Annotated in this window: 20 protein-coding genes, 10 tRNA genes and 3 rRNA genes; 29 read left to right on the top strand and 4 right to left on the bottom strand. The window is 41.8% G+C overall.

Features of this window, described 5'->3' with window-relative positions; genetic code table 11:
* Window positions 1-3: 3 nt before the first annotated feature.
* From truA to AB3N04_RS10555, 7 genes are all read left to right on the top strand, one after another.
* Window positions 4-750 (top strand): tRNA pseudouridine(38-40) synthase TruA, encoded by a 747-nt coding sequence (truA, locus tag AB3N04_RS10585; protein WP_368505948.1) that lies wholly within the window; start codon window positions 4-6, stop codon window positions 748-750.
* A 192-nt stretch (window positions 751-942) separates the two neighbouring features.
* Window positions 943-1,380, top strand: coding sequence for a 50S ribosomal protein L13 (rplM, locus tag AB3N04_RS10580; RefSeq protein WP_368505947.1), 438 nt, complete (start codon window positions 943-945; stop codon window positions 1,378-1,380).
* Between the two features lie 20 nt (window positions 1,381-1,400).
* Window positions 1,401-1,793: a 30S ribosomal protein S9 gene (rpsI, locus tag AB3N04_RS10575; protein ID WP_317123810.1), complete on the top strand. Its 393-nt coding sequence runs from the start codon at window positions 1,401-1,403 to the stop codon at window positions 1,791-1,793.
* Window positions 1,794-2,006: 213 nt separating this feature from the next.
* Window positions 2,007-2,192, top strand: coding sequence for a hypothetical protein (locus AB3N04_RS10570; RefSeq protein ID WP_368505946.1), 186 nt, complete (start codon window positions 2,007-2,009; stop codon window positions 2,190-2,192).
* A 185-nt stretch (window positions 2,193-2,377) separates the two neighbouring features.
* Window positions 2,378-2,815, top strand: a complete 438-nt coding sequence (locus AB3N04_RS10565) for a YbaK family protein (protein WP_368505945.1) — start codon at window positions 2,378-2,380, stop codon at window positions 2,813-2,815.
* 67 nt (window positions 2,816-2,882) lie between these two features.
* Window positions 2,883-3,596, top strand: a complete 714-nt coding sequence (gene cwlD / locus AB3N04_RS10560) for an N-acetylmuramoyl-L-alanine amidase CwlD (RefSeq protein ID WP_368505944.1) — start codon at window positions 2,883-2,885, stop codon at window positions 3,594-3,596.
* A gap of 84 nt (window positions 3,597-3,680) precedes the next feature.
* Window positions 3,681-4,736: a P-loop NTPase gene (locus AB3N04_RS10555; RefSeq protein WP_368505943.1), complete on the top strand. Its 1,056-nt coding sequence runs from the start codon at window positions 3,681-3,683 to the stop codon at window positions 4,734-4,736.
* A 30-nt stretch (window positions 4,737-4,766) separates the two neighbouring features.
* Here AB3N04_RS10555 and gerD read toward each other — a convergent pair whose 3' ends face one another.
* Window positions 4,767-5,426: a spore germination lipoprotein GerD gene (gene gerD / locus AB3N04_RS10550; protein ID WP_317123806.1), complete on the bottom strand. Its 660-nt coding sequence runs from the start codon at window positions 5,424-5,426 to the stop codon at window positions 4,767-4,769.
* A gap of 145 nt (window positions 5,427-5,571) precedes the next feature.
* On the opposite strand from gerD, the gene AB3N04_RS10545 reads away from it, so the two are divergent.
* On the top strand, window positions 5,572-6,177 hold the full coding sequence (locus tag AB3N04_RS10545) for a KinB-signaling pathway activation protein (protein ID WP_368505942.1): 606 nt from the start codon (window positions 5,572-5,574) through the stop codon (window positions 6,175-6,177).
* Between the two features lie 19 nt (window positions 6,178-6,196).
* Here AB3N04_RS10545 and pdaB read toward each other — a convergent pair whose 3' ends face one another.
* A complete protein-coding gene (pdaB, locus tag AB3N04_RS10540) occupies window positions 6,197-6,958 on the bottom strand; it encodes a polysaccharide deacetylase family sporulation protein PdaB (protein WP_368505941.1) in 762 nt (253 codons plus the stop codon).
* A 172-nt stretch (window positions 6,959-7,130) separates the two neighbouring features.
* Here pdaB and AB3N04_RS10535 point away from each other — a divergent pair, with 172 nt between their 5' ends.
* The 6 genes from AB3N04_RS10535 to AB3N04_RS10510 all read left to right on the top strand — a co-directional run bounded on the left by AB3N04_RS10535 (window position 7,131) and on the right by AB3N04_RS10510 (window position 12,866).
* Window positions 7,131-7,358 (top strand): hypothetical protein, encoded by a 228-nt coding sequence (locus AB3N04_RS10535; protein WP_317123803.1) that lies wholly within the window; start codon window positions 7,131-7,133, stop codon window positions 7,356-7,358.
* A gap of 338 nt (window positions 7,359-7,696) precedes the next feature.
* A 16S ribosomal RNA gene (locus AB3N04_RS10530) occupies window positions 7,697-9,248 on the top strand.
* Window positions 9,249-9,454: 206 nt separating this feature from the next.
* Window positions 9,455-12,394: ribosomal RNA gene (locus tag AB3N04_RS10525) — 23S ribosomal RNA — on the top strand.
* 184 nt (window positions 12,395-12,578) lie between these two features.
* A 5S ribosomal RNA gene (gene rrf / locus AB3N04_RS10520) occupies window positions 12,579-12,694 on the top strand.
* The 16S, 23S and 5S rRNA genes sit together here with 2 tRNA genes alongside, the layout of an rRNA operon.
* Window positions 12,695-12,707: 13 nt before the next feature.
* Window positions 12,708-12,782, top strand: a tRNA-Asn gene (locus AB3N04_RS10515).
* Window positions 12,783-12,790: 8 nt separating this feature from the next.
* A tRNA-Thr gene (locus tag AB3N04_RS10510) sits at window positions 12,791-12,866 on the top strand.
* A 344-nt stretch (window positions 12,867-13,210) separates the two neighbouring features.
* On the opposite strand, the gene AB3N04_RS10505 is transcribed toward AB3N04_RS10510, so the two are convergent.
* The gene (locus tag AB3N04_RS10505; RefSeq protein ID WP_368505940.1) at window positions 13,211-13,399 is read right to left on the bottom strand and encodes a hypothetical protein; all 189 of its coding nucleotides are present in this window, start codon (window positions 13,397-13,399) and stop codon (window positions 13,211-13,213) included.
* Between the two features lie 187 nt (window positions 13,400-13,586).
* On the opposite strand from AB3N04_RS10505, the gene AB3N04_RS10500 reads away from it, so the two are divergent.
* The 8 genes from AB3N04_RS10500 (at window position 13,587) to AB3N04_RS10465 (ending at window position 14,319) form a co-directional block, all read left to right on the top strand.
* Window positions 13,587-13,661 (top strand) — tRNA-Glu (locus AB3N04_RS10500).
* Between the two features lie 46 nt (window positions 13,662-13,707).
* Window positions 13,708-13,783 (top strand) — tRNA-Val (locus AB3N04_RS10495).
* A gap of 3 nt (window positions 13,784-13,786) precedes the next feature.
* Window positions 13,787-13,859, top strand: a tRNA-Thr gene (locus AB3N04_RS10490).
* A gap of 15 nt (window positions 13,860-13,874) precedes the next feature.
* Window positions 13,875-13,959, top strand: a tRNA-Tyr gene (locus AB3N04_RS10485).
* Window positions 13,960-13,970: 11 nt separating this feature from the next.
* Window positions 13,971-14,045 (top strand) — tRNA-Gln (locus tag AB3N04_RS10480).
* Between the two features lie 5 nt (window positions 14,046-14,050).
* A tRNA-Lys gene (locus AB3N04_RS10475) sits at window positions 14,051-14,123 on the top strand.
* 35 nt (window positions 14,124-14,158) lie between these two features.
* Window positions 14,159-14,233, top strand: a tRNA-Gly gene (locus tag AB3N04_RS10470).
* A 10-nt stretch (window positions 14,234-14,243) separates the two neighbouring features.
* Window positions 14,244-14,319 (top strand) — tRNA-Ala (locus AB3N04_RS10465).
* Window positions 14,320-14,370: 51 nt separating this feature from the next.
* Here AB3N04_RS10465 and AB3N04_RS10460 read toward each other — a convergent pair.
* Window positions 14,371-14,535 (bottom strand): Spo0E family sporulation regulatory protein-aspartic acid phosphatase, encoded by a 165-nt coding sequence (locus AB3N04_RS10460; protein ID WP_368506026.1) that lies wholly within the window; start codon window positions 14,533-14,535, stop codon window positions 14,371-14,373.
* A gap of 197 nt (window positions 14,536-14,732) precedes the next feature.
* On the opposite strand from AB3N04_RS10460, the gene sigW reads away from it, so the two are divergent.
* The 7 genes from sigW (at window position 14,733) to AB3N04_RS10425 (ending at window position 25,626) form a co-directional block, all read left to right on the top strand.
* Window positions 14,733-15,296 (top strand): RNA polymerase sigma factor SigW, encoded by a 564-nt coding sequence (sigW, locus tag AB3N04_RS10455; protein WP_368505939.1) that lies wholly within the window; start codon window positions 14,733-14,735, stop codon window positions 15,294-15,296.
* 16 nt (window positions 15,297-15,312) lie between these two features.
* Window positions 15,313-15,957 carry an anti-sigma factor gene (locus tag AB3N04_RS10450; RefSeq protein WP_368505938.1) on the top strand — a complete coding sequence of 215 codons (645 nt, stop codon included), beginning with the start codon at window positions 15,313-15,315 and terminating at the stop codon, window positions 15,955-15,957.
* Window positions 15,958-16,181: 224 nt separating this feature from the next.
* Window positions 16,182-17,006 carry a diadenylate cyclase CdaA gene (cdaA, locus tag AB3N04_RS10445; protein ID WP_047972718.1) on the top strand — a complete coding sequence of 275 codons (825 nt, stop codon included), beginning with the start codon at window positions 16,182-16,184 and terminating at the stop codon, window positions 17,004-17,006.
* The gene (locus AB3N04_RS10440) at window positions 16,999-18,243 is read left to right on the top strand and encodes a YbbR-like domain-containing protein (protein ID WP_368505937.1); all 1,245 of its coding nucleotides are present in this window, start codon (window positions 16,999-17,001) and stop codon (window positions 18,241-18,243) included. Before cdaA ends, AB3N04_RS10440 begins: the two co-directional genes overlap by 8 nt.
* 25 nt (window positions 18,244-18,268) lie before the next feature.
* Window positions 18,269-19,618 (top strand): phosphoglucosamine mutase, encoded by a 1,350-nt coding sequence (glmM, locus tag AB3N04_RS10435; protein WP_368505936.1) that lies wholly within the window; start codon window positions 18,269-18,271, stop codon window positions 19,616-19,618.
* Window positions 19,619-20,041: 423 nt separating this feature from the next.
* Window positions 20,042-21,844 (top strand): glutamine--fructose-6-phosphate transaminase (isomerizing), encoded by a 1,803-nt coding sequence (glmS, locus tag AB3N04_RS10430; RefSeq protein ID WP_368505935.1) that lies wholly within the window; start codon window positions 20,042-20,044, stop codon window positions 21,842-21,844.
* Window positions 21,845-22,404: 560 nt separating this feature from the next.
* Window positions 22,405-25,626, top strand: coding sequence for a carbohydrate binding domain-containing protein (locus AB3N04_RS10425; RefSeq protein ID WP_368505934.1), 3,222 nt, complete (start codon window positions 22,405-22,407; stop codon window positions 25,624-25,626).
* Window positions 25,627-25,910: the final 284 nt, after the last annotated feature.

The raw sequence follows: 25,910 nt of genomic DNA, 5'->3' as shown, positions 1-25,910 counted from the left end.
AATATGAAGCGATTAGCATGTGTGGTCTCTTATGATGGAACCAATTTTTCTGGCTATCAAGTCCAACCGAATAAAAGAACAGTTCAACTTGAGCTTGAACAGGCATTAAAAAAAGTTCACAAAGGTCAACAGACGCATGTAGTGGCTTCTGGTCGTACAGACGCTGGTGTCCATGCCAAAGGTCAAGTCATCCATTTTGATAGCCCTTATCACATACCTGAAGCACAATGGCCTAAAGCTTTAAATGCTTGCTTACCTGACGATATCCGAATCACTCATGCAAAGTATGTGTCTACAGATTTTCATGCAAGGTATCATACATCTGGTAAAGAATATCGTTACCGTGTCCTAAAGAGCGAACAGGTGGATGTGTTTAGACGGAACTTAGTAACCCATATCCCTTATTCTCTTAATGTCGAGGAGATGAGGGTGGCGGCACAGCTTTTAGTAGGCACTCATGATTTTAGCGCTTTTTGTGCAGCTAATACGAATGTAGTGGATAAAGTTCGAACGCTCTATGCGGTAGAGATTAAAGAGTATGGCGATGAACTTCATTTTATTCTTCGTGGAAATGGATTTCTCTATAATATGGTACGAATTATAGTTGGAACATTACTTGAGGTTGGGAACAAAAAGAGATCCGTTAATAGTGTTCGTATGGCTTTAGAAAAGTGTGAGCGAGAGTATGCAGGAAAAACGGCCCCAGGTCATGGCTTATATTTGTGGGCTGTGCAATACGATGAGCAGTAAGAGGCATTATAATTTTTTTCTAAAACAACGAACCCTAGTGTAACAAGTTGTTGACATTGGGTATTGGATATTATATGATGTTAGATGGTAATTCTAAAACCCACTAGCCCCGGGTTGTAGAATGTTACAAGAGACTTTTGATTTAACAAATGATTTAAAATTTGAAAGTGAACGTATTTAGGAGGGAAATTCATGCGTACAACATATATGGCAAAGCCAAACGAAGTTGAGCGTAAGTGGTTCGTAGTAGATGCTGAAGGCCAAACTCTTGGTCGTCTTGCTTCTGAAGTTGCTTCTATCCTTCGTGGTAAGCACAAGCCGACTTACACTCCGCACGTTGACACTGGTGACCACGTGATCATCATCAACGCAGAGAAAATCGAACTAACAGGTAACAAATTAAACGACAAGATTTACTACCGTCACACAAATCACCCAGGTGGTTTGAAAATGACTAAAGCTGCTGATATGCGTGCTAACAAGCCTGAGCGTATGCTTGAGCTTGCTATCAAAGGAATGCTTCCAAAGAACACGCTTGGACGTAAGCAAGGTATGAAACTACACGTTTATGCTGGAAACGAACACAAACAACAAGCTCAAAAACCAGAAGTTTACGAACTTCGCGGTTAATCGATAGGGAGGTTATTATCTTGGCACAAGTACAATATTACGGTACAGGTCGCCGTAAGCACTCTGTTGCTCGCGTACGCCTAGTACCAGGTGACGGTCGTATCGTTATTAACGGTCGTGAATTAGATGAATATTTTGGTCTTGATACTTTAAAGCTTATCGCTAAGCAACCACTAGTAGAAACTGGCGTTGAAGGTCAATATGACGTTCACGTTAACGTTGATGGTGGTGGGTACACAGGACAAGCAGGTGCAATCCGTCATGGTGTAGCACGTGCACTTCTTAAAGTAGATCCTGAGAACCGCACTTCATTAAAGCGTGCTGGCTTCTTGACTCGTGATGCTCGTATGAAAGAGCGTAAGAAATACGGTCTTAAAGCAGCTCGTCGTGCACCTCAGTTCTCAAAACGTTAATATCGTTTTCAAAAGCTCTCAGCCATTTTGGTTGGGAGTTTTTTGTATTTGAAAATGTTTGAACGCCATTTAAATACTATGCAGTAAGGTGCTATAGAGCCAGAGAAAATTTATTTTAAGCTGTGTGCAGGAAAATAACTTACTCATCAAGAAATGAATTTAATAAGTAAGAAAAATAAGACCAACAAATAAAAGGAAAGGTGGTGGTTGTTCGTGGTCCGAGACCTTACCCTACAACAAATCGCCGAAAGTGTATCAAGACCTTTATTGAATGCTTCAGATAAGGAATTGGAAGGATTTCGAGAAATTATTGAAGAAACGATTAAAGTACGAGAATCGCATATAAATTTAAAGAAACTGGTTGAGAACTATTCTAATTCGAAGGTGCAGCGTTCTTAAATCAATTGCTTTTTATGAAAAGACCTCCGTTGTAGAATATTTTACAACGGAGATTTTTTTGTATACCGTTTTTACACCTGTGAATGTTTAATCTAAAAATCTCATCTCCTGACAGAATTTCCACTGCATGAGCGATAATCTGAAGCCTCATACTAACCCCAAGATGAGAAATGGGAGTGAGGAGAATGGCAGTTGTATCGACTTTTTCAGAAAAAAGACGTGAAAAACAATGGAAATTTGAACGTGGGGTGTTGCGGCAATTATCGTTAAAGCAGCTTAAAGAGGATGTGCATGAACATTTTCGACCAGTTGTACCATTTTATTTTTTGTCACACCCATTTTTACTTGATCCTTGTATGGATATGGCCATTGATGCTTATTTAGTTGGAGCTGAATACGGGCGTTTTGGTTATTTGGGTGAGTCACCAACGGAGGTTAAAGCAAGATGTGAAGATGAATTAACCGATATTTCTTTTTCATTATTTAATTTACTCCAAGGGTGGTTAGGTGAATCAGACTTTCTTTTGGAATCGATCAAGATATCAGCTGATGTGTTCGTCGATCGCTGGTGGGAAAAAGGTTTCCGTGAAGCAGAAAAAAGACATCGCCTGCGCCTTCATTAAAACACGTTCATAATTTCTCCCTTGTCCCAATATATATAAATAGGGGATAAGTGAAGGGGGATATATGATGATAAAGTGGATGAAGGGCGTAGTATTTGCTCTTAGTGTCGTTAGTTTACTTTTTTTAATACAATATCAATTTATAAGTAAAGACTCTGCAACTTGGCATTTACCTCTATCAGGTAAAATTATCATTGTCGATCCTGGACATGGAGGGATTGATGGAGGCGCTGTTTCTAAAGGTGGACTTCTTGAAAAAGAAGTAACATTAGCGATAAGCGATCATTTGCGCGATTACCTTCAGGAGGCTGGAGCATTAGTTTTAATGACGAGAGAAGAAGATCGTGATTTAGCAGCAGAGGGCACAAAAAAAATAAGACAAAGAAAAATTGAGGATTTAAAGCGTCGGGTTGAAATTGTGAATGAGTCCGATGCTGACTTATTCGTAACGATTCACCTTAACGCCATTCCATCACCGAGATGGAGTGGGGCCCAGACGTTCTACCACCGTGCTATTCCCGAAAATGAAGCATTAGCTAAGTTTGTTCAAAGTGAGATTAGAACAAATTTAGAGAACACGGAGAGATTAGCGAAACCAATTGATAATATATTCTTGCTTAAAAAAGCAGAAATCCCAGGAGTACTTGTTGAAGCTGGGTTTTTATCACACCCAACGGAGGCGCAGCTACTTCAAACTGAAGCGTATCAACAAAAAGTAGCTGCTTCTATTTATCAAGGTATTATGAGGTATTATACAAATGAAGAGGAACCCCTCTCCTAAAGTAGAAGTATGCAAACGGATTCACGGTCCTTTCACAGAATATGCTATACTAGGCATATAACTGGTTAAAGGATGGTGTTCATATTGGTAACGGAAGCTACAATAATCGAAGCCTTAAAACGAGTCAAAGATCGCGATCTAAATAAAAGCATCGTCGAAACGGGCGGTGTTAGAGAAGTAAAAGTTAAAGGTGGAAATGTGAGCGTTAAAATCGCGCTTGCAAAAACAGGCACTGCTGAACAGATGGAAGTTCAACAAGAGGTGGTTAATGTCCTTAAAGGAGAAGGCGCTGACTCAGTGGGTCTTCGTTTTGAGGAGCTTACAGAACAAGAGTTGAAAAGTGCAGGTGGTTTAAAGGAAGCTGCCTTTGAAGGGCCGTCCATACTTGCACCAGATAGTCCTACGACCTTTATTGCTGTAACAAGTGGAAAAGGTGGGGTAGGGAAATCTACAGTTTCTGTTAACGTAGCAACAACCCTCGCTAGACTTGGTAAGCGTGTAGGGATTATTGATGCGGACATCTATGGCTTTAGTGTACCAGATATGATGGGTATTGAAGAACGCCCTAAAGTGATTGCAGATCGCATTTATCCTGTTGAACGCTTTGGAGTAAAAGTCATTTCTATGGGCTTTTTCGTGGAGGATAACGCTCCAGTTATTTGGCGTGGCCCGATGTTAGGTAAAATGTTAAACCAATTCTTTGCCGACATTGAATGGGGAGAGCTTGATTATTTAATTCTTGATTTACCTCCGGGTACGGGAGATGTTGCTCTTGACTTACATACGATGCTGCCACATTCCAAAGAGATTTTAGTAACGACACCACATGCTACTGCTGCGTTTGTCGCTGCACGTGCTGGAACGATGGCTATTAAAACCCATCATGAAATTTTAGGTGTGGTAGAGAATATGGCTTATTTTGAAAGTGAAACAACGGGTGAGAAGGAATATGTGTTTGGTCGTGGGGGTGGAGAACGACTTGCAGAAGAATTAAAAACTGAAATTCTTGGACAAATTCCACTTGGCCAACCTGAGATCGATGAAAATGATTTTGCCCCTTCTATTTATGCAGAAGATCACCCGAATGGTCGTATTTATAAAGAAATTTCGGAGAGAATTATTTCAAAAATCGAACAGTAATAAAAAAAGAAGCCTGAAATGGCTTCTTTTTTATCCTCCAGATTGTTGACCGCCACCACCACCGCTATTACCACCTTCTTGTTGCTGATCTTCCTCTTGTTTCTTTTGTTCTTCTTCGGCTGCGGCTGGATCTTGTTTTTTCATTTGTTTTTCAGCTACTCCAGACAGAATTTCACTGATTTTCGCAGTGAAATAAGGGCTTTCAAATGCTTCGGACATGATTGTCATTACTTGTTGTCTATATTCTTTTGATTTCATCACTTCTAGAACGGTATCTTCCATCTCTGGATTTTGTAAGACTGTGATCATCATGCCTTGATATTCGGGATCCTTCATAAGTCCTTTTAACATTTTTTCGTTTTCTGTTTGCATACTCTCAGCGAAAGTTTTCGCAAATTCAGGGTCTTTCATCACTTCTTGCCAAAAAGCTCTGCCTTGTTCAGATGTTAATGTTTCTTGAATCGTTTCTTTAACGTAAGCATTATCCATGACTAATTCATGGCGCATTTCTTCTTCATTCATAATTTCTTGGATGGCTTGTTTACCTTCATCTGTTTTAAGCATATCCACCATCATCTTTTTAGTGCCTTCATAATCAGTGTTATTGCCACCACTACCTTCAGCAGTTGCGCAGCTGATAAGTGTGAGTACCGTGACGCACACAATCAATACATGAAGAAGTTTTTTCATGATAGCTGCTCCTTTCTTTCGCTTTGTCATTAATTTGAGATATTTTATAAAAAAATATGCATGACTAATCGTGAACAGCTGGCATTTTTGAAGCGTGATTGATACAATCATGTCAGTATGTTTAATGATCTTGGAGGAAATGCCAGTGAATAGTCGGAAAGTAGTTTATTTATTTTTCACTACGTTGTTAGTGGGGAGTATAAGTGGTGGAATTGTAGGATTTATTATTGATTTTGATGTGTATACAAATGGTGACTTAATGAATATGTTTGTAGGGGTCATCTGGTTGCTTGGAATTAGTGCTGCTTTCAGTCTAATTAGTCAAATGGGCTTTTTTGCTTATCTTACCCTTCATCGATTTGGACTCGGGCTTTTTAAATCTGCAAGGCTGTGGAATCGGGTACAAGTTGTCGTCATTGCTTTCGTTGTATTTGATCTTATTTATTTAAGGTACATTGCCTTTGCAACAGAGGGTGAGAATGTCTTTGATTATGCGATCATGCCTATTCTATTATTAGCTTACGGTTTAGTAATAGCCTACCTTAAAGCTAAAGAGACAAATCAAGGGGCTTTTATTCCGGCGTTATTTTTTATTGTTGTCGTAACGACAATCGAATGGGTTCCTGCTTTAACGGTAAATGATCCTAAATGGTTGTGGATGTATTTTGCGCCGCTTATTGCAGCTAATACATGGCAGCTGCTAATTTTACATCGATTAACGAATCAACCTAACACAAAAGCTCGAGCATAGATGCTCGAGCTTTTGTTGTTTACTTGATTTCTTCACTATTCGCTTCTGTACTAGCCATTAATTCTTCTACGGAAATAAAGGTAAATCCTTTTTCCTTTAATTGATCAATAACAATTGGCAGAGCTTTATCTGTTTGTTTTACAGAATCTGAGGCATGAAACAGTAATACATCTCCAGAGGAAGTATGACTCATTACATTATCCACAATTGCATCAACCCCTGGATTTTGATAATCAAGTGAATCGACGCTCCAATGAACCACGCTATATTCTTGTTTTTCTGCCAAAGCTAAAACACGTTTATCAAATGCTCCGTTTGGTGGTCTTAATAAAGTTGGCTTTTCCCCAGCTAATTCTGCAAGTACTTGTTTACTACGGATCAAGTCTTTTCTTACCTTTTCATCTTCCCAACTCGTGTAATTCTTATATTGATACCCATGACTTCCAATCAAATGTCCTGCTTCTTTTATTTGTTTAACTAAGTCAGGATAACGCTCAGCCCAAGAGGCAGAGACAAAAAAGGTAGCTTGATCGACTTTCTTTTGTGAGAGTACTTCTAAAATAGGGCCAACTTGTTTATCACCCCAACTAAGATTAAACGTTAAAGCTATTCGGTTATCATCTGTTTCTGCCCGGTAGAAAGCCTGTGGACCTTCTGATGTTGAAAAGACAGGTAGTTGGGCTCGTTCGATATAAAGAAACCCTGCAGCAAAAAGTGCCATCATGACAATAATAGATAATTGCTTGATACGCTTAGCGTGAAAAACCCAAATAAACTTCATTAAATATCCCCCTCGTCCACCTTTTAGGATAAATTTATGCAAAGTATTAGAACATATGAATAAAATCCTTCCGTTTAGAAAACAATTTAGTTAGATGCACATGTAAGATATAACCATATTAGGAAGTTAAGTATATAATACTGTTGAGTCTCTAAAGGTTGAGGTGTTGCTTGTGTTAGGTTTTTTGTTAAATGGCAAAGAAGTAATTGAAATTGAATATATGCTTAAAAGAGAAATGGAAGAACTATTATTAGATTTATCTGATCCTCGGATTGATGAAGTTGTCAAAAGAGCAATGGAGGAGAAGTACCAAATCGTTTATGGGATCTATAAGCGTTTTGTTCCCCCAAATGAAAGAGTAAAATATATGCTCCAAAAGAATAAGAAGAATACACAATAGAAGAAAAGGGCAGAAGCCTTTTTCTTTTTATTTATAAACTGAAATAAACAAAAGAAATCTAGGTAGAATATAATAGAATAATCATTGACTTATAAAAATGGACATGCTATATTAGTAAATACCGAAAGGGAGCAATAAACTTCCTTTAAAAAATACTTTTAAAAAAGTATTGACTTCATCATTAGATATACGGTAAGATGATCAAGTCGCTATAAGAGCGGCAAACAAGTTCTTTGAAAACTGAACAAAAGCCAAGCGAAATAGAGATACATGATATCTCGTCAATTTTTAAAACAAGATGCTAGCGTATCTTATGTAAGTGAGCTTAATCAAACACTTTTATGGAGAGTTTGATCCTGGCTCAGGACGAACGCTGGCGGCGTGCCTAATACATGCAAGTCGAGCGGACTGATGGGAGCTTGCTCCCTGATGTTAGCGGCGGACGGGTGAGTAACACGTGGGCAACCTACCTGTAAGACTGGGATAACTCCGGGAAACCGGGGCTAATACCGGATAACCCGTTCCTCCTCATGGAGGGACGGTAAAAGATGGCTTCTTGCTATCACTTACAGATGGGCCCGCGGCGCATTAGCTAGTTGGTAAGGTAATGGCTTACCAAGGCGACGATGCGTAGCCGACCTGAGAGGGTGATCGGCCACACTGGGACTGAGACACGGCCCAGACTCCTACGGGAGGCAGCAGTAGGGAATCTTCCGCAATGGACGAAAGTCTGACGGAGCAACGCCGCGTGAGTGATGAAGGTTTTCGGATCGTAAAGCTCTGTTGTTAGGGAAGAACAAGTGCCGTTCGAATAGGGCGGCACCTTGACGGTACCTAACCAGAAAGCCACGGCTAACTACGTGCCAGCAGCCGCGGTAATACGTAGGTGGCAAGCGTTGTCCGGAATTATTGGGCGTAAAGCGCGCGCAGGCGGTCTTTTAAGTCTGATGTGAAAGCCCACGGCTCAACCGTGGAGGGTCATTGGAAACTGGGAGACTTGAGTACAGAAGAGGAGAGTGGAATTCCACGTGTAGCGGTGAAATGCGTAGATATGTGGAGGAACACCAGTGGCGAAGGCGACTCTCTGGTCTGTAACTGACGCTGAGGCGCGAAAGCGTGGGGAGCAAACAGGATTAGATACCCTGGTAGTCCACGCCGTAAACGATGAGTGCTAGGTGTTAGGGGTTTCGATGCCCTTAGTGCCGAAGTTAACACATTAAGCACTCCGCCTGGGGAGTACGACCGCAAGGTTGAAACTCAAAGGAATTGACGGGGGCCCGCACAAGCAGTGGAGCATGTGGTTTAATTCGAAGCAACGCGAAGAACCTTACCAGGTCTTGACATCCTTTGACAACCCTAGAGATAGGGCTTTCCCCTTCGGGGGACAAAGTGACAGGTGGTGCATGGTTGTCGTCAGCTCGTGTCGTGAGATGTTGGGTTAAGTCCCGCAACGAGCGCAACCCTTGATCTTAGTTGCCAGCATTCAGTTGGGCACTCTAAGGTGACTGCCGGTGACAAACCGGAGGAAGGTGGGGACGACGTCAAATCATCATGCCCCTTATGACCTGGGCTACACACGTGCTACAATGGATGGTACAAAGGGCTGCAAAACCGCGAGGTTGAGCGAATCCCATAAAGCCATTCTCAGTTCGGATTGTAGGCTGCAACTCGCCTACATGAAGCCGGAATTGCTAGTAATCGCGGATCAGCATGCCGCGGTGAATACGTTCCCGGGCCTTGTACACACCGCCCGTCACACCACGAGAGTTTGTAACACCCGAAGTCGGTGAGGTAACCTTTTGGAGCCAGCCGCCTAAGGTGGGACAGATGATTGGGGTGAAGTCGTAACAAGGTAGCCGTATCGGAAGGTGCGGCTGGATCACCTCCTTTCTATGGAGTATTTAACTCTAGTCGATATATGATCTTACGATCATATACGCTTTGGTCTTTTGTTCAGTTTTGGAAGAATTTTTTTCTTTCCAGTGGGTTCTTTGAAAACTAGATAATGAAATGTAAACATGAAATGTTCATCGGACTCTATTAATAGAGAAGATTGAACGAGCATGTCAAGAATTCAACAACCTTTTTAAAATGTTGGTTAAGTTAGAAAGGGCGCACGGTGAATGCCTTGGCACTAGGAGCCGAAGAAGGACGCGACGAACGGCGAAACGCCTCGGGGAGCTGTAAGTGAGCTTTGATCCGAGGATATCCGAATGGGGGAACCCACTATTCGTAATGGAATAGTACCCATGCCTGAATACATAGGGCATGAGGAGGCAGACCTGGGGAACTGAAACATCTAAGTACCCAGAGGAAGAGAAAGCAAATGCGATTACCTGAGTAGCGGCGAGCGAAACGGTAACAGCCCAAACCAAGAGGCTTGCCTCTTGGGGTTGTAGGACACTCTATACGGAGTTACAAAGAAATAGGATAGGCGAAGCGATCTGGAAAGATCCGCGAGACAAGGTAACAGCCCTGTAGTCGAAATTCTATTTCCTCCAGAGTGGATCCTGAGTACGGCGGGACACGTGAAACCCCGTCGGAATCCGGGAGGACCATCTCCCAAGGCTAAATACTCCCTAGTGACCGATAGTGAACCAGTACCGTGAGGGAAAGGTGAAAAGCACCCCGGAAGGGGAGTGAAACAGATCCTGAAACCGTGTGCCTACAACTAGTTGGAGCCCGTTAATGGGTGACAGCGTGCCTTTTGTAGAATGAACCGGCGAGTTACGATGTCGTGCAAGGTTAAGCTGATAAGGCGGAGCCGTAGCGAAAGCGAGTCTGAATAGGGCGCATGAGTACGCCGTCGTAGACCCGAAACCGTGTGATCTACCCATGTCCAGGGTGAAGTTCAGGTAACACTGAATGGAGGCCCGAACCCACGCATGTTGAAAAATGCGGGGATGAGGTGTGGGTAGGGGTGAAATGCCAATCGAACTCGGAAATAGCTGGTTCTCCCCGAAATAGCTTTAGGGCTAGCCTCGAGGTTGAGAGTTTTGGAGGTAGAGCACTGATTGGACTAGGGGTCCCCACAGGATTACCGAATTCAGTCAAACTCCGAATGCCAAAAACTTTTACTCGGGAGTCAGACTGCGAGTGCTAAGATCCGTAGTCAAGAGGGAAACAGCCCAGACCATCAGCTAAGGTCCCAAAGTATACGTTAAGTGGAAAAGGATGTGGAGTTGCCCAGACAACCAGGATGTTGGCTTAGAAGCAGCCACCATTTAAAGAGTGCGTAATAGCTCACTGGTCGAGTGACTCTGCGCCGAAAATGTACCGGGGCTAAACGTATCACCGAAGCTATGGATTGACACCTTAGGTGTCAGTGGTAGGGGAGCGTTCTAAGTGCTGCGAAGTCAGACCGAGAGGACTGGTGGAGCGCTTAGAAGTGAGAATGCCGGTATGAGTAGCGAAAAGAGGGGTGAGAATCCCCTCCGTCGAAAGCCCAAGGTTTCCTGAGGAAGGCTCGTCCGCTCAGGGTAAGTCGGGACCTAAGCCGAGGCTGAAAAGCGTAGGCGATGGACAACAGGTTGAAATTCCTGTACCACCTCCTCACCGTTTGAGTAATGGGGGGACGCAGAAAGGTAGGGTAAGCGCACTGATGGATATGTGCGTCCAAGCAATTAGGCTGAGAAGTAGGTAAATCCGCTTCTCGTGAAGGCTGAGTTGTGATGGCGAGGGAAATTTAGTACCGAAGTTCCTGATCCTACACTGCCAAGAAAAGCCTCTAGCGAGGTGAGAGGTGCCCGTACCGCAAACCGACACAGGTAGGCGAGAAGAGAATTCTAAGACGCTCGGGAGAACTCTCGTTAAGGAACTCGGCAAAATGACCCCGTAACTTCGGGAGAAGGGGTGCTCTATTAGGGTGTATGCCCGAGAGAGCCGCAGTGAAAAGATCCAAGCGACTGTTTAGCAAAAACACAGGTCTCTGCGAAGCCGCAAGGCGAAGTATAGGGGCTGACACCTGCCCGGTGCTGGAAGGTTAAGAGGAGGGGTTATCCCTTACGGGAGAAGCTCTGAATTGAAGCCCCAGTAAACGGCGGCCGTAACTATAACGGTCCTAAGGTAGCGAAATTCCTTGTCGGGTAAGTTCCGACCCGCACGAATGGTGTAACGACTTGGATACTGTCTCAACGAGAGACCCGGTGAAATTATAGTACCTGTGAAGATGCAGGTTACCCGCGACAGGACGGAAAGACCCCATGGAGCTTTACTGTAGCTTGATATTGGATGTTGGTACAGTTTGTACAGGATAGGTAGGAGCCTTGGAAGTCGGAGCGCCAGCTTCGATGGAGGCGTCGGTGGGATACTACCCTGACTGTGCTGACATTCTAACCTCGAACCGTGATCCGGTTCAGGGACAGTGTCAGGTGGGCAGTTTGACTGGGGCGGTCGCCTCCTAAACAGTAACGGAGGCGCCCAAAGGTTCCCTCAGAATGGTTGGAAATCATTCGAAGAGTGCAAAGGCATAAGGGAGCTTGACTGCGAGACCTACAAGTCGAGCAGGGACGAAAGTCGGGCTTAGTGATCCGGTGGTTCCGCATGGAAGGGCCATCGCTCAACGGATAAAAGCTACCCTGGGGATAACAGGCTTATCTCCCCCAAGAGTCCACATCGACGGGGAGGTTTGGCACCTCGATGTCGGCTCATCGCATCCTGGGGCTGAAGTAGGTCCCAAGGGTTGGGCTGTTCGCCCATTAAAGCGGTACGCGAGCTGGGTTCAGAACGTCGTGAGACAGTTCGGTCCCTATCCGTCGCGGGCGTAGGAAATTTGAGAGGAGCTGTCCTTAGTACGAGAGGACCGGGATGGACACACCGCTGGTGTACCAGTTGTTCCGCCAGGAGCATCGCTGGGTAGCTACGTGTGGACGGGATAAGTGCTGAAAGCATCTAAGCATGAAGCCCCCCTCAAGATGAGATTTCCCATGGAGTTAATCCAGTAAGACCCCTTAGAGATGATGAGGTTGATAGGTCTGGTGTGGAAGCGTGGTGACACGTGGAGCTGACAGATACTAATCGGTCGAGGACTTATCCAAATTATTCTTGACACATGTTTACACATTATCTAGTTTTGAGAGAACCACTCTCAAACATTTACAAAGAGGATCGAACAGTTCGAGAAAGCAACGAAGTGAATGCCCGGAGCGTATCAAGCATACGTGAGGACATGAACAAGGAAGCTGACGAAGAAATGTGAAGATCATCTGAAGTAAATCATAGTCTGGTGGCGATAGCAAAGAGGTCACACCCGTTCCCATGCCGAACACGGTCGTTAAGCTCTTTTGCGCCGATGGTAGTTGGGGGCTTCCCCCTGTGAGAGTAGGACGTTGCCAGGCGATTTTTTTACGTTCCACAGTAGCTCAGTGGTAGAGCAATCGGCTGTTAACCGATCGGTCGTAGGTTCGAGTCCTACCTGTGGAGCCATTTTTTATGCTTCCATAGCTCAGCAGGTAGAGCACTACCATGGTAAGGTAGGGGTCAGCGGTTCGAATCCGCTTGGAAGCTCCAGAGCAACTTTACATTACTTGTACATATATTATTAACCAACCTTTATCGGTTGGTTTTTTTGTATCCATTTGATACCCAAATTATTAAAAGTATAATGTCTAACACTATAGATGATCTACTTATCAGCCTCCCTCTTATGAAGGACTAATAATTATTATTAAGGTCAGCTAGCTAAGTAACTACATACTCTCCTAACAAGTCTTTGGTAGTTAAAGGTAGAAATAAAATAAGCTCTTTGGCTTTTTTTACTAATGATAGAAGAGACCAAAAGAGCTTAGACTTGTTAGTGGGTAATAAAATGATCTTAAGCGTATGTATTAAGCGACTTAAAATGTGCAAGCTATCTACCGAGAAGGTCGAGCTTTAAGTTGTTCAATTGATAGACCAGTGATTGTCCGAACTAATTGTAAGTCAATTCCATAATCAATCATGCGTTCGGCTACCTCTAAACGAGTTTCTTCTTTAGCTTGGTTTTTAACATATTGAAATTTTTCTATTAAATCTTGATGTTGAACCTCCTGAATTTTCTTCATTCAGATCACTCCCATGTAGAATGCTTTCTTTAAGTATACAGAATATATGTTCGTATAATCAATGCTTTTCTTATCTTAAAATAAAAAAACAAAAAATATATAAAAAAAGTTTAAAAAGGGTTGCCAATGATAAAATTATTGGATATAATACTTTTTGTCAGCAAGAAACGACACATTTTGAAACGATGGCCCGTTGGTCAAGCGGTTAAGACACCGCCCTTTCACGGCGGTAACACGGGTTCGAATCCCGTACGGGTCACCATTAATTTTATATGGTACATAAATGACTAACTTTAAAGACAAGCTATGGAGGATTAGCTCAGCTGGGAGAGCACCTGCCTTACAAGCAGGGGGTCGGCGGTTCGAGCCCGTCATCCTCCACCATATGCCGGTCTAGCTCAATTGGTAGAGCAACTGACTTGTAATCAGTAGGTTGGGGGTTCAAGTCCTCTGGCCGGCATCTTTTAGTTAGGTTGGAGGGGTAGCGAAGTGGCTAAACGCGGCGGACTGTAAATCCGCTCCCTCCGGGTTCGGCGGTTCGAATCCGTCCCCCTCCACCATTCATTTTTGTTGGGCTATCGCCAAGCGGTAAGGCAACGGATTTTGATTCCGTCATGCGTAGGTTCGAATCCTGCTAGCCCAGCCATTCAAGAGCCATTAGCTCAGTTGGTAGAGCATCTGACTTTTAATCAGAGGGTCGAAGGTTCGAGTCCTTCATGGCTCATTTTTATTTCATTCATCTTGTGAAGGTGATTTGATGCGGAAGTAGTTCAGTGGTAGAACACCACCTTGCCAAGGTGGGGGTCGCGAGTTCGAATCTCGTCTTCCGCTCCAATACATATAAGGGGCCTTAGCTCAGCTGGGAGAGCGCCTGCCTTGCACGCAGGAGGTCAGCGGTTCGATCCCGCTAGGCTCCACCAATTATACATACTTTAACCCTTAGATTATTATCTAAGGGTTTTTTGTTTGATTTAGTTTTGTTTAAGTAGCGCGTTATATTCATTTAAAAGGTCATCTAGTTCTTGGCTTTGCATCACAATTGGGTCTGAGTATAGAGGATGTGATTGGGATAGCTCATTTAATGTACTCCTTGAATCCTCTATTTGTTGGAGCAATTCTGTATGTTTACCGTTCATTTTAAGCAATTTGCATCATCCTTCCTTACAAATTTATCTAATTGTTTGCTCTATACCCTTTTTTAGTAAGTTAAAACATGTTTTAGGTAATAATTTGTTATTTTTTCATGTTAAACTAAATAACGAGAATAATTTTGAAACTTATTTAAGCATTATACGTAAGAGTTTATAGATTGAATATAAGCAGGGGATAAATAATGGAAGCGATTGTGAAACGAATCATCCTAGAGGTAAAAAATGGTGATGAGCAAGCTTTTGCCGAGTTAGTCGAATTATATAAGGATAAAGTATATCAAGTTGCATATCGAATGGTTGGGAATGCTCACGAAGCTCAAGATGTCGCCCAAGAAGCATTTTTACGAGCTTATACTAATTTAGATAGCTTTGATAGAAATCGTAAATTTTCTACATGGCTATTTCGAATTGCAACTAATGTAGCGATAGATCGCCTAAGAAAAAAGAAGCCGGATTTTCATTTGCAGGATCAAGTTAAAGGTTCGGAGAATTTGACTTACGAAAGTCAACTTGCTGCTGATCAAGCTTTACCCGAAGAGCAGATCGTAACCATGGAGATGCAAGAATGGGTTCAAGATGAAATTAATCAATTACCAGTGAAATATAGAACAGCAATCATTTTGAAATATATAGAGGACTTATCTTTAAAAGAAATAAGTGAGATTCTCGATTTACCCATATCAACAGTAAAAACACGTATTCACAGGGGGAGAGAGGCGCTTCGTAAAAGAATGCGTCATCTATAGAAAGGAGGACTTTAAGATGAAATGTGAAAAGAGCTATGAGCATTTAATTCATAAATATTTAGATGGGGATACATCATCTGAAGAGAGAAAGCGTTTAGAAGCACACCTTAATGAGTGTCCGCACTGCTTGGAGCATGTACGTGAATTAAAAAAGGCGATTGCATTTGTCCAAAGTGCCTCCCATATTGAAGCTCCAGCCAATTTTACTAACCAAGTGATGACGAATCTTCCTCAAAAGAAGAACACTTCAAAAACAAAATCAAAGTGGAAGCGTTGGATGAAGAAACATCCGATCCTAGTGGCGGCAGCTGTATTCTTATTATTAATGTCAACCAGCGTTTCTACACTTTGGCAAAATAATGAGCAAGTGACCTTCTCGGGCTCGGGTAATGTACAAATAGATCAATCAAGTGGACGTGTTGTGGTTCCAGAAGGTGAAGTGGTCGAAGGCGATCTTGTCGTTCGAAATGGGGAGTTAGTAGTAGAAGGGGAAGTGAGAGGGAATATCTTACTTGTAAATAGTGAACCTTATTTTGCTTCGGCGGGTCATGTATCTGGAGAAATTGAGGAAGTGAATCAGGTGCTTGATTGGATTTGGTACCATACGAAAAATTTCTTTTCAGAAGTAATCACAGTGTTAGATTCAGATGATAATAAATAAAGCTCCTCTGGGGGCTTTTTTTCTTTGATGGATGTTATAAGAGTGAAATAAAACGATAATAAAATGACTAGAATGATTTATGGTATAATGATACAGTTAATATGTTTACGTATCTTATAAAAGCGAACTGATGAAAAGTCGTTTTGATTATAGGAAAGATGTGTACAATGACTAATATGATAAAGAGGACAAGTAATGAATGCTAAGGGTTTGGAGGAAGTGCCATGTTCCCATTTGAGGATTATACGTGGCTCAATTATATTGGGCAGGTTGTAGATATATTGCTTGTCACATATGTTGTGTACAAGCTTATTATGATTATCAGAGGAACACGAGCTGTACAACTTGTTAAAGGGATTACGGTCATTTTGGTTGTATGGTTTCTAAGTCGCTTTTTTGGACTTAGGACGCTTGAGTTTCTTATGTCGCAAACTTTGACTTATGGTCTGTTGGCCATTATTATCATTTTCCAGCCGGAATTAAGACGAGCTTTAGAACAGTTAGGGCGTGGTCGCTTGTTCTCAAGTAGAACAATACCTCAAGAGGATTCTACTAAGAATTCTATTGACGCGATTGTGAAGGCGTCTGTGTATATGGGGAAACGCCGCATAGGGGCATTAATGTCAGTTGAACGCGAGACGGGTATGTCAGACTATGTGGAAACTGGAATTCAAATGAATGCTCATTTAACATCTGAATTGCTGATAAATACTTTTATTCCCAATACACCACTTCATGATGGAGCTGTTATATTAAAAGGCGATCAAATTTTAGCGGCTGCCTGTTATTTGCCACTCTCTGAGAATCCGTTTATTTCTAAGGAACTGGGCACGCGACACAGGGCAGCTTTAGGTGTAAGTGAAGTCACTGATTGCTTAACGATTATTGTCTCAGAAGAAACCGGTGCAATTTCTTTAACTAAAAATAGCGAACTTCACCGAGATCTTGATGAAGAGAAACTCCGATTGCTATTAGAAAATGAATTATTAACAGAAAGCAAGCAACAAACATCTTCTCGCTGGAAGTGGGGAGGGAAGAAAAATGGATAAGTTATTTAACAGTCATTGGTTTGTGAAGATTATCTCGTTTTTCATTGCTTTAATGCTATTTGCTATGGTTAATATGGATGATTTAACGAGTCAACCAGGGATATTACCATCTTTAAGTGACCGAACCTCTACTCTAGAAGAAGTAGAAGTAACGGTAGTATATGACGAAGAGAATTATGCTATTGTTGATCAAACCGAACATGTGCAAGTGAAGCTTAGTGGATCTCAAAGTGCGGTTGCGTTTTTTCAACTAATGAGACCTAATTTTGAAGTGTTTGTTGATGTCACGGAACGCCAAGAAGGTGTGCATACGTTAAGTATTCAACATCGTGGGTTTCCTGGGGACCTATCAGTCTCAATTGTTCCTCAATTTGCAAGAGTAGAGCTACAAGAAAAACAAACCGTCTCCATACCTGTTGATGTGGAATTGGTGAATGCTGATGCCGTTAAAGAAGGCTATTCAGTCGGTACCCCAATGGTATCACCTGTTAATGTAACAGTTACTGCAGCGCGTGAAGTTGCGGCTGAAGTTGCGGACGCAAAAGCTTATGTAGATGTGGAAGACGCCGATAAGATGCTTGAGGAAGCTGTTCCAGTGAAGTTGTATGATAGTAGCGGTAATGAGCTTCATTTAGATGTAGAGCCAGGCATTGTTGATGTAAGAGTTCCCATTACTAGTCCGAATAAGAGTGTTCCCATAAAAATATCACGTGAGGGAGAACTGACAGAGGGTGTAAGTATTGAATCGATCAACGTATCTCCTAAAGAAGTGCTGATCTATGGACCATTCGATGTCTTAGAATCGTTTAATGTTTTAGAAGGCTTAACGATTGATCTAGATAATATTACAGAGGATCAAACATTTACGATGGAAGTTCCGGTCCCGCCAGGTGTCCAAGCGCTTGAACCAGAAATGGTTGAAGTGGAAGTAAATATTGCTGAAGAAGAGTCTAGGCAGTGGTCTGATGTTTCGATTGAATTGATAGGGGCACCTGGGGAAACAGACATTGATTTTGCCGACGACGAAGAAGAAACTCTTTCCATTATCGCACATGGTGCAGAGGCTAATCTTGATCAGTTTTCTGTCGATGATATCCAAGTGTATGCTGATGTTAGCAACTTAAGTGAAGGGGAGCATTCAGTCCCAATTCAAATAAATGGTCCACAAAATATTCGTTTTAGTGTAAGTAAGACAAATGTAGAAGTAATCGTCTCAGGTCAAGCTGAATCTGAGTGAAGATTGTTGAAGGAGAGAGTAAATAATGGGTAAATATTTTGGTACAGATGGTGTTAGAGGTGTCGCAAATAAAGATTTAACCCCTGAGCTTGCTTTTAAATTAGGTCGAATGGGTGGGTACGTATTAACAAAACAAACAGAGAAACCACGTATTGTTATCGGTCGTGACACGCGTATTTCAGGTGAAATGCTTGAAAGTGCACTAGTAGCTGGTCTTCTATCAATTGGAGCAGAAGTTATGCGCTTAGGTGTTATTTCTACACCAGGGGTTGCTTACTTAACAAAAGCATTAAGTGCAGACGCAGGTGTGATGATTTCTGCGTCCCATAATCCTGTTCCTGATAATGGGATTAAATTCTTTGGGCCTGATGGTTTTAAACTATTAGATGAACAAGAAAAAGAAGTTGAAGAACTAATTGATAGTAATGAAGATCTTCTACCGCGTCCAGTTGGGGATGCAGTTGGTCAAGTAAATGATTACTTTGAAGGTGGTCAAAAATACATTCAATTCCTAAAGCAAACAGTGCAAGACGACTTCTCAGGTATTCATATAGCGCTTGATTGTGCAAATGGTGCAGCTTCTTCCCTAGCACCACATCTATTTGCAGACCTTGAAGCAGATATCTCTACAATGGGTACTTCGCCAAATGGTGTAAATATTAATGAGGGCTGTGGATCAACTCACCCAGATAAATTAGCAGAGCTTGTTATTGAAAAGGGTGCGCAAATTGGTCTTGCTTTTGATGGAGATGCAGATCGTTTAATTGCAATTGATGAGAATGGACATACGGTAGACGGCGATCATATTATGTTTATTTGTGCAAAATATATGAAAGAGCAAGGTTGGCTAAACCACGGTACAGTTGTATCAACGGTGATGAGCAATCTTGGTTTTTATAAAGGATTAGAAGAAGCAGGTATTGAAACAAAACAGACGGGTGTAGGTGACCGTTATGTAATGGAAGAGATGCGTAAAGGTGGATTTAATCTAGGTGGAGAACAATCTGGTCATATTATTTTCCTTGATCATATAACGACAGGCGATGGAATGCTATCTGCGCTACAGCTTGTTAACATTATGAAAGGAACAGGAAAAAAATTATCAGAATTGGCAGCTGAGATGGAGACATTCCCACAAACGCTTGTGAATGTACGTGTAACAGACAAACATGCCGTTACTGACAATGATAAAGTTCGTGCTGCTATTGAGAAAGTTGAAGAGAGAATGGCAGGAGAAGGTCGAGTCCTCGTTCGTCCGTCTGGTACAGAACCGCTTGTTCGAGTAATGGTAGAAGCAAAAACAGAAGAAAAATGTGAAGAATATGTAACGGAAATAGCTACAGTCGTTAAAGAAGAAATGGGCTTAGCTGAGTAAGGAATATGCATGGGGAGCGAACCAATACTTCTCCTCATGCATATTTTTTTAGTAGTGCAACAACTCTCACTCTTTTGTTTCAAATAGAATGTAAAAATCTTACCAAAGATTGACGTTCATACATCGATCTTGTATGATAATGTTTGTATGTATTAAAAGGAGGGTAGAGGTAGTTTGTGCTAGAAAATAAAAGCGCCTGAACTACACAATGGTCGGATATTTGTGTAGTTGACGAGGAGAGGGTTTATCGATTAATCGGCGGATGCCCTCCGGTTGTAGCATGACAGCCGTTAAGCTTCTGTAAAAAACAAAGGGGTGACTCTTTGCACAAAGACAGAAGTAGCATGCCACAATCATTATAAAAGAGTGGGGGCAAGTACGCCCTCAAGGTTTCTTGCCCCTGACTTCAGGAGGTAATTTATTATGTGTGGTATTGTTGGATATGTTGGTACAGAAGATGCGAAGGAAATTTTATTACGTGGACTTGAGAAGCTGGAGTACCGTGGCTATGACTCAGCAGGTATTGCAGTAGCCAATGATAATGGAGTTCATGTTTTTAAAGAAAAAGGACGCATTGCGGCGTTACGTGAAGTTGTGGATACAAGTGTAGACGGAACGGTAGGAATTGGTCATACACGTTGGGCAACACACGGGGAACCAAGTCGTAAAAATGCTCACCCGCATCAAAGTACAACAGAACGTTTCACGCTTGTTCATAACGGAGTAATTGAAAATTATGAGCAGTTGAAGCGTGAATTCTTAATTGATGTTGAGTTAACAAGTGATACGGATACGGAAGTTATTGTTCAATTGGTAGAGAAGTTTGTTACAGAAGGTAAATCCATTGAGGATGCATTCCGTCATACTTTATCGCTATTAAAAGGTTCGTATGCAACCGCACTAATTGATAATGAAGATGCAGACATGGTCTATGTTGGTAAGAATAAGAGCCCATTATTAATCGGTGTTGGCGAAGGAGTAAATGTTATTGCATCTGATGCGATGGCTATGCTTCAAGTAACAAATCAATTTGTTGAAATTATGGATGAGGAGCTTGTAATTGTGAAGCGTGATAGCATCACGATTAAAACGCTTGATGGAACTGTGATGTCTCGTGAGCCTTACACTGCAGAACTTGATGCTAGTGACATTGAAAAAGGCACATATCCTCACTTCATGTTAAAAGAAATTGATGAGCAACCTTTTGTTATTCGTAACATCATACAAAAATATCAAAATGAAGACGGCTCTGTACGCCTTGATGACGACATTCGTGAGGCAATGAAGGGGTCAGATCGTATTTATATTATTGCTGCAGGAACGAGCTATCATGCTGGTCTTGTCGGTAAGCAATTAATTGAAAAAATTGCACAACGTCCAGTAGAGGTACACATTGCAAGCGAATTCTTGTATAATATGCCTCTATTATCGGAAAACCCACTCTTTATTTTTATTTCACAAAGTGGTGAAACAGCTGATCTTCGAGGTGTTTTAGTCGAAGTGAAGAAACGTGGCCATAAAGCCTTAACTGTAACCAATGTTCCTGGATCAACCCTTTCTCGTGAAGCTGACTTTACCCTGCACACATATGCAGGACCAGAGATTGCGGTTGCTTCTACGAAAGCATATACAGCTCAAATGGCTGTTTTAACATTGCTTGCTGTCGATACGGCGAAGGCAAAAGGAATTGAATTAGACTTCGATCCACTACAGGAGCTAGCAATTGTAGCAAATGCTATGGAAACTTTAACGGATCAAAAAGAACAATTAGAGCAAGTAGCGCGTGACTACTTAACGATCACACGTAACTGTTTCTTCATTGGTCGTGCAGTTGATTTTTATGTAGGACTTGAAGGTGCTCTTAAGTTAAAAGAAATCTCATATATTCAAGCTGAAGGTTTTGCTGGTGGAGAGCTTAAACACGGTACGATTGCATTAATTGAAGATGGTACCCCGGTTATTGCTCTTGCTACACAAAAGCATGTAAACCTAAGCATTCGTGGGAATGTAAAAGAAGTAGCTGCACGTGGTGCGAATACTTGTATTATTAGTATGGAGGGCATGGAAGAGGAAGATGATGCATTTGTTCTTCCTGCAGTACATGAATTCTTAACGCCATTGGTAGCAGTTATTCCAATGCAATTAATTTCTTACTATGCAGCCCTACACCGTGATTGTGACGTGGATAAACCTCGTAATCTTGCAAAAAGTGTTACAGTTGAATAAGAAAATTAAGAAGTAGTCAAATGGTAAATAGCACGAGTGAAAATTGGACTTTTGATCCAATTTTCCTCGTGTTTTTTGTTGGAGTAATAGGACTAAAGGTTAATAATCTGATTTTTTAGAATTCTATATTGACAAGTTTCCTCTCTAGGGATACAATTCATTACGAATCGTTTCATCCTTTTCGATTCTTAAAACACATATTTTTAATGACATTTACGAAAGCGCTTTCTATTTTCGGATGTTTTTACTCCTGTACAGGTGTAAGAATCACAGGAGAAATTTAGGGAGTAGACGTAAATCTTTTTTTGATCGAGAAGTCCGGTATAAAACTAAAGCGCTTTCGTGAAATTTCGAACCCTTTTTATTAGTGCATATATTATGTTTAAGAAGGTAGTCGTGGGCTAGGTGGTACTAGGTTAGTAGTTCCTTTTAAACTATTTTTAAGCATACTATTTTTCGGAAGCGCTTTCGGAGAATGGGTGTTATTACATATTAACAAGGAGGGGTGAAGACAACAGCAAGCAAAATGATTCAAAAAAATATGAAGGTGGCGAAATCCTATGGTGAGAAGAAGTATTGGATTGTTTATGATTTTCCTGCTGGTTATTCCTGTTTTATTTCCTCAAAATGCTAAAGGCAGTAATCAATCTGAAGAGACTACAAAAGATGATTGGACGTTAGTGTGGGAAGATCAGTTTGAAGGAGAAGAACTAGATTCTAAGAAATGGTCTATCGATGTTGGGAATGGCTTTTATGATGATAACGGTAATTGGGTTCCTGGCTGGGGGAATGAGGAGCTTCAATCTTACCAAGAAGACAACGTAAGAGTAAAAGATGGCAAGCTCATTTTGGAAGGACGAGAGGAAGAGGTAACTGATGAAACAGGAACCTATCAATATACGTCCGGCAAAGTTCATTCTCAAGGCAAGTTTAGCCAAAAATACGGAAAATTTGAAGCAAAGATGGCGCTTCCTGAAGGACAAGGCTACTGGCCAGCGTTCTGGATGATGCCTGAAGATGACGTCTACGGTGGTTGGGCAGCTTCTGGGGAAATTGATATTATGGAAGCAGCCGGTGGAAAGCCTGATCATATTGGCGGAGCGATCCACTATGGGGCTGAATGGCCGAACAATACGTACACAGCAAAAGATTACTATTTTCCAGAGGGCACGGATATTACAGATTTTAACGTGTACAGTGTTGAATGGGAGCCAGGGGAAATACGCTGGTATGTAAATGATGAATTGTATCAGACATTAAATAACTGGAGCACAACCGGTGCTGGCAATCCTGCTAAATTTTCTTACCCTGCTCCTTTCGATCAGGAATTCTATCTTATTTTAAATCTTGCTGTTGGTGGTTGGTACGGAGGAGATCCCGATGATACGACTCCTTTTCCTGGTGAGGTTGTAGTCGATTACGTGAAGGCCTATGAATTAACTGGTAGGGATTATATGGAACCGGAGGAGCCGGAGTTTGAAGCCGAAGAACTTCCAGAAGGTGCAAAAGAAGCTGTGGAAGGAAATTATGTGTACGATACGGATTATCAAAATGGGTTCACAAATATTAAAACCAATGATGATTTGCAAAATAACTGGAGCTATGATCATTGGAACCTGGTTCATTTAAATGAATTTAACGGTAATGCTTCTGCTTCGGTTGAAGAACTAAATGGAGACCGCTTCGCAAATGTAGACATTACAAATGGCGGAAGTCAGTCTTATTCCGTTCAAATGATACAGAATGTAACGTTAGGGAAGGGAAGATGGTACAAGTTAAGCTTTGATGCAAAAGCAGCCGCAGACCGTACAATGAATGTGAAGATGGGCGGTGGACCTGAAAGAGGCTATACAGCCTACTCTCCAAGTCGTGACTTTCCTTTAACTAAAGACGTAGAAACATATGAAATGACATTCCAGATGCAACATGATAGTGATGCAATGGCCCGTTTGGAATACAACATGGGGCTAAACACTAACAATGTTTGGGTTGGAAATGTTGTGTTGGAAGAAGTAGATCCTCAAGATCCGTATGAAGAAAATGCACCGAAACAACCGTTAAGAAACGGAAATCATGTGTACAACGGTACCTTTGATCAGGGCAGAATGGATCGAATGACGTACTGGAATTTTGAAGGTGATGGTGCCTCCGCTTCGGTCGACCCGATTGAGAGAAAGCTTGAGATCGATATTACTGATGGCGGGGATGACGTTAAGTCCGTGTCTTTAACTCAATCCGGAATGAATTTACGCTCTGGTGCTGAGTACGAGCTTTCCTTCAATGGAGGGGCAGCTGCTGAAAGAGACATTACAATTGCTTTATTAAGTGAAGACGGGGAAGACATCTATCACGAGGAAGTGCTGACTCTCTCAGAAGGCCAGGAAGAACATAGATTCACTTTTACTATGTCTGAAGTGACCGATACAATGGGACAACTTGTTTTCTACGCTGGAGGAAATCGCAGTAATGTGGTTTTAGATGATATTAAAATGGTTCGTTTGTCTGGTGGCGATGACTTAACACTGGAAGAAGCGTTCCCATTAAAGAATGGCGACTTTACAAGCGGTTCTTCACACTGGGATACGCATATTCAAGGGAATTACGGTGACTCTTCTTCAGCCGGGGAATTTAAAGTCGAAAATGGAGAAGCACGTTTTTTTGTAGAAGATACTGGGGCTAACCCATGGGATATCATGTTCTTCCAGGAGAACCTTTCTGTGAAGGCCGGAAAGACATATATTGTTGAATTTGATGCCAAGTCATCTATTGATCGAAAGATTGAGGTGGCAGTTGAGAATGCCAATTATCACCGTTATTTATCTGAAGAGATTTCATTAACGAGTGATATGGAAACCTTTTCATTTGAATTTGTGATGAGTGAAGATGATATCGTTGGGCTTAAGTATCTCCTTGGAGCATTTGAAGTTGATCCTCATGATGTGGTCGTAAAAAACGTTCGCTTTGAGGTTAAAGGAGAGAGAGAAAAGTATTTTCCTTTGAAAAACGGCGACTTCTCTCATGGTCTGGAGGCATGGGGTACCCACCTTCAAGGAGACTTTGACGGAAGTTCAAAAGCATCATTTGCTGGGGATGAAAAGGAAGCTAAGGTTGCGATCGAAAACATAGGGGACAACCCTTGGGACATTCAGTTATTCCAAGCAGGCTTGAAGTTATTTGAAGGTAAAACGTACGTGGTTGAATTTGATGCCAAGTCAACAACGGACCGCTCTATTGAAGTTGTCCTCGACAATGGTCCGGCAGGAGGATATTACAGGCATTTTGAAGAAGTTGTTAAACTCTCTGATTCTACTGAAAAGTTCACTTTTGAATTTGTTATGGGGGCAGACGATAACGTCGGTTTACAGTTCCTTCTTGGGAATGTGTTAGATGAACAAATCGCTGAACCTCATGAAGTGGTTATTGATAACGTAAGAGTAGAAGTAAAAGGTGCAAGGGAATTCCTTGCTGGTGAAGTGGAAGAAAAGGAAGAAGATGAAAAGGTACCATCTGCTGAAGAGTGGTTGTTAGAATTACAACAGACATTAGAGGAGTACACCGATGCAGGCGAAGTCCAAAAACCACTAATAAATAAGCTTCGTAACTCGCTTAGACAAGCCAATCACCACTATGATGGTGACAGGAAGAAACAAGCTGAAACATTTGTGGAGAACTTCTTGATACATTTAGAGCAAGATACAAGGGGTCTTGAAGAAGAAGCAAAAACGACGCTGACGGAAAAAGCTCACCAAGTGTTAAAGGCACTAGGTGATGAAGTGAAGTAAGGTAGTTTAATATGGTTTAAGTTGTGCCTTTGAATGGTAGGTTTTTAGACCAGGTTAATACCGGAAAAGGAGACTCTAAATCTTTAGGGTCTCCTTTTTTGGGCTTTATAAAATTAACAAATCGGCTAATTAAGTTGGGAAGAGGTAGCCTTAGTTCACAAGTTCGGTCGCTTCCTATACTGACATCTCAACGTATAGTGAAAAGCACCTTATTCGGGCTACTGACCTACAGCTCATCTTAAAGAGTAAGCAGCGGATCAGGGCCTTGTAAGGTGCCTAATCTT

The organism is Alkalihalophilus sp. As8PL (assembly GCF_040939795.1).
GTDB classification, from domain to species: domain Bacteria; phylum Bacillota; class Bacilli; order Bacillales; family Bacillaceae_D; genus Alkalihalophilus; species Alkalihalophilus lindianensis.
This window is presented reverse-complemented; position numbering and strand designations above follow the sequence as displayed.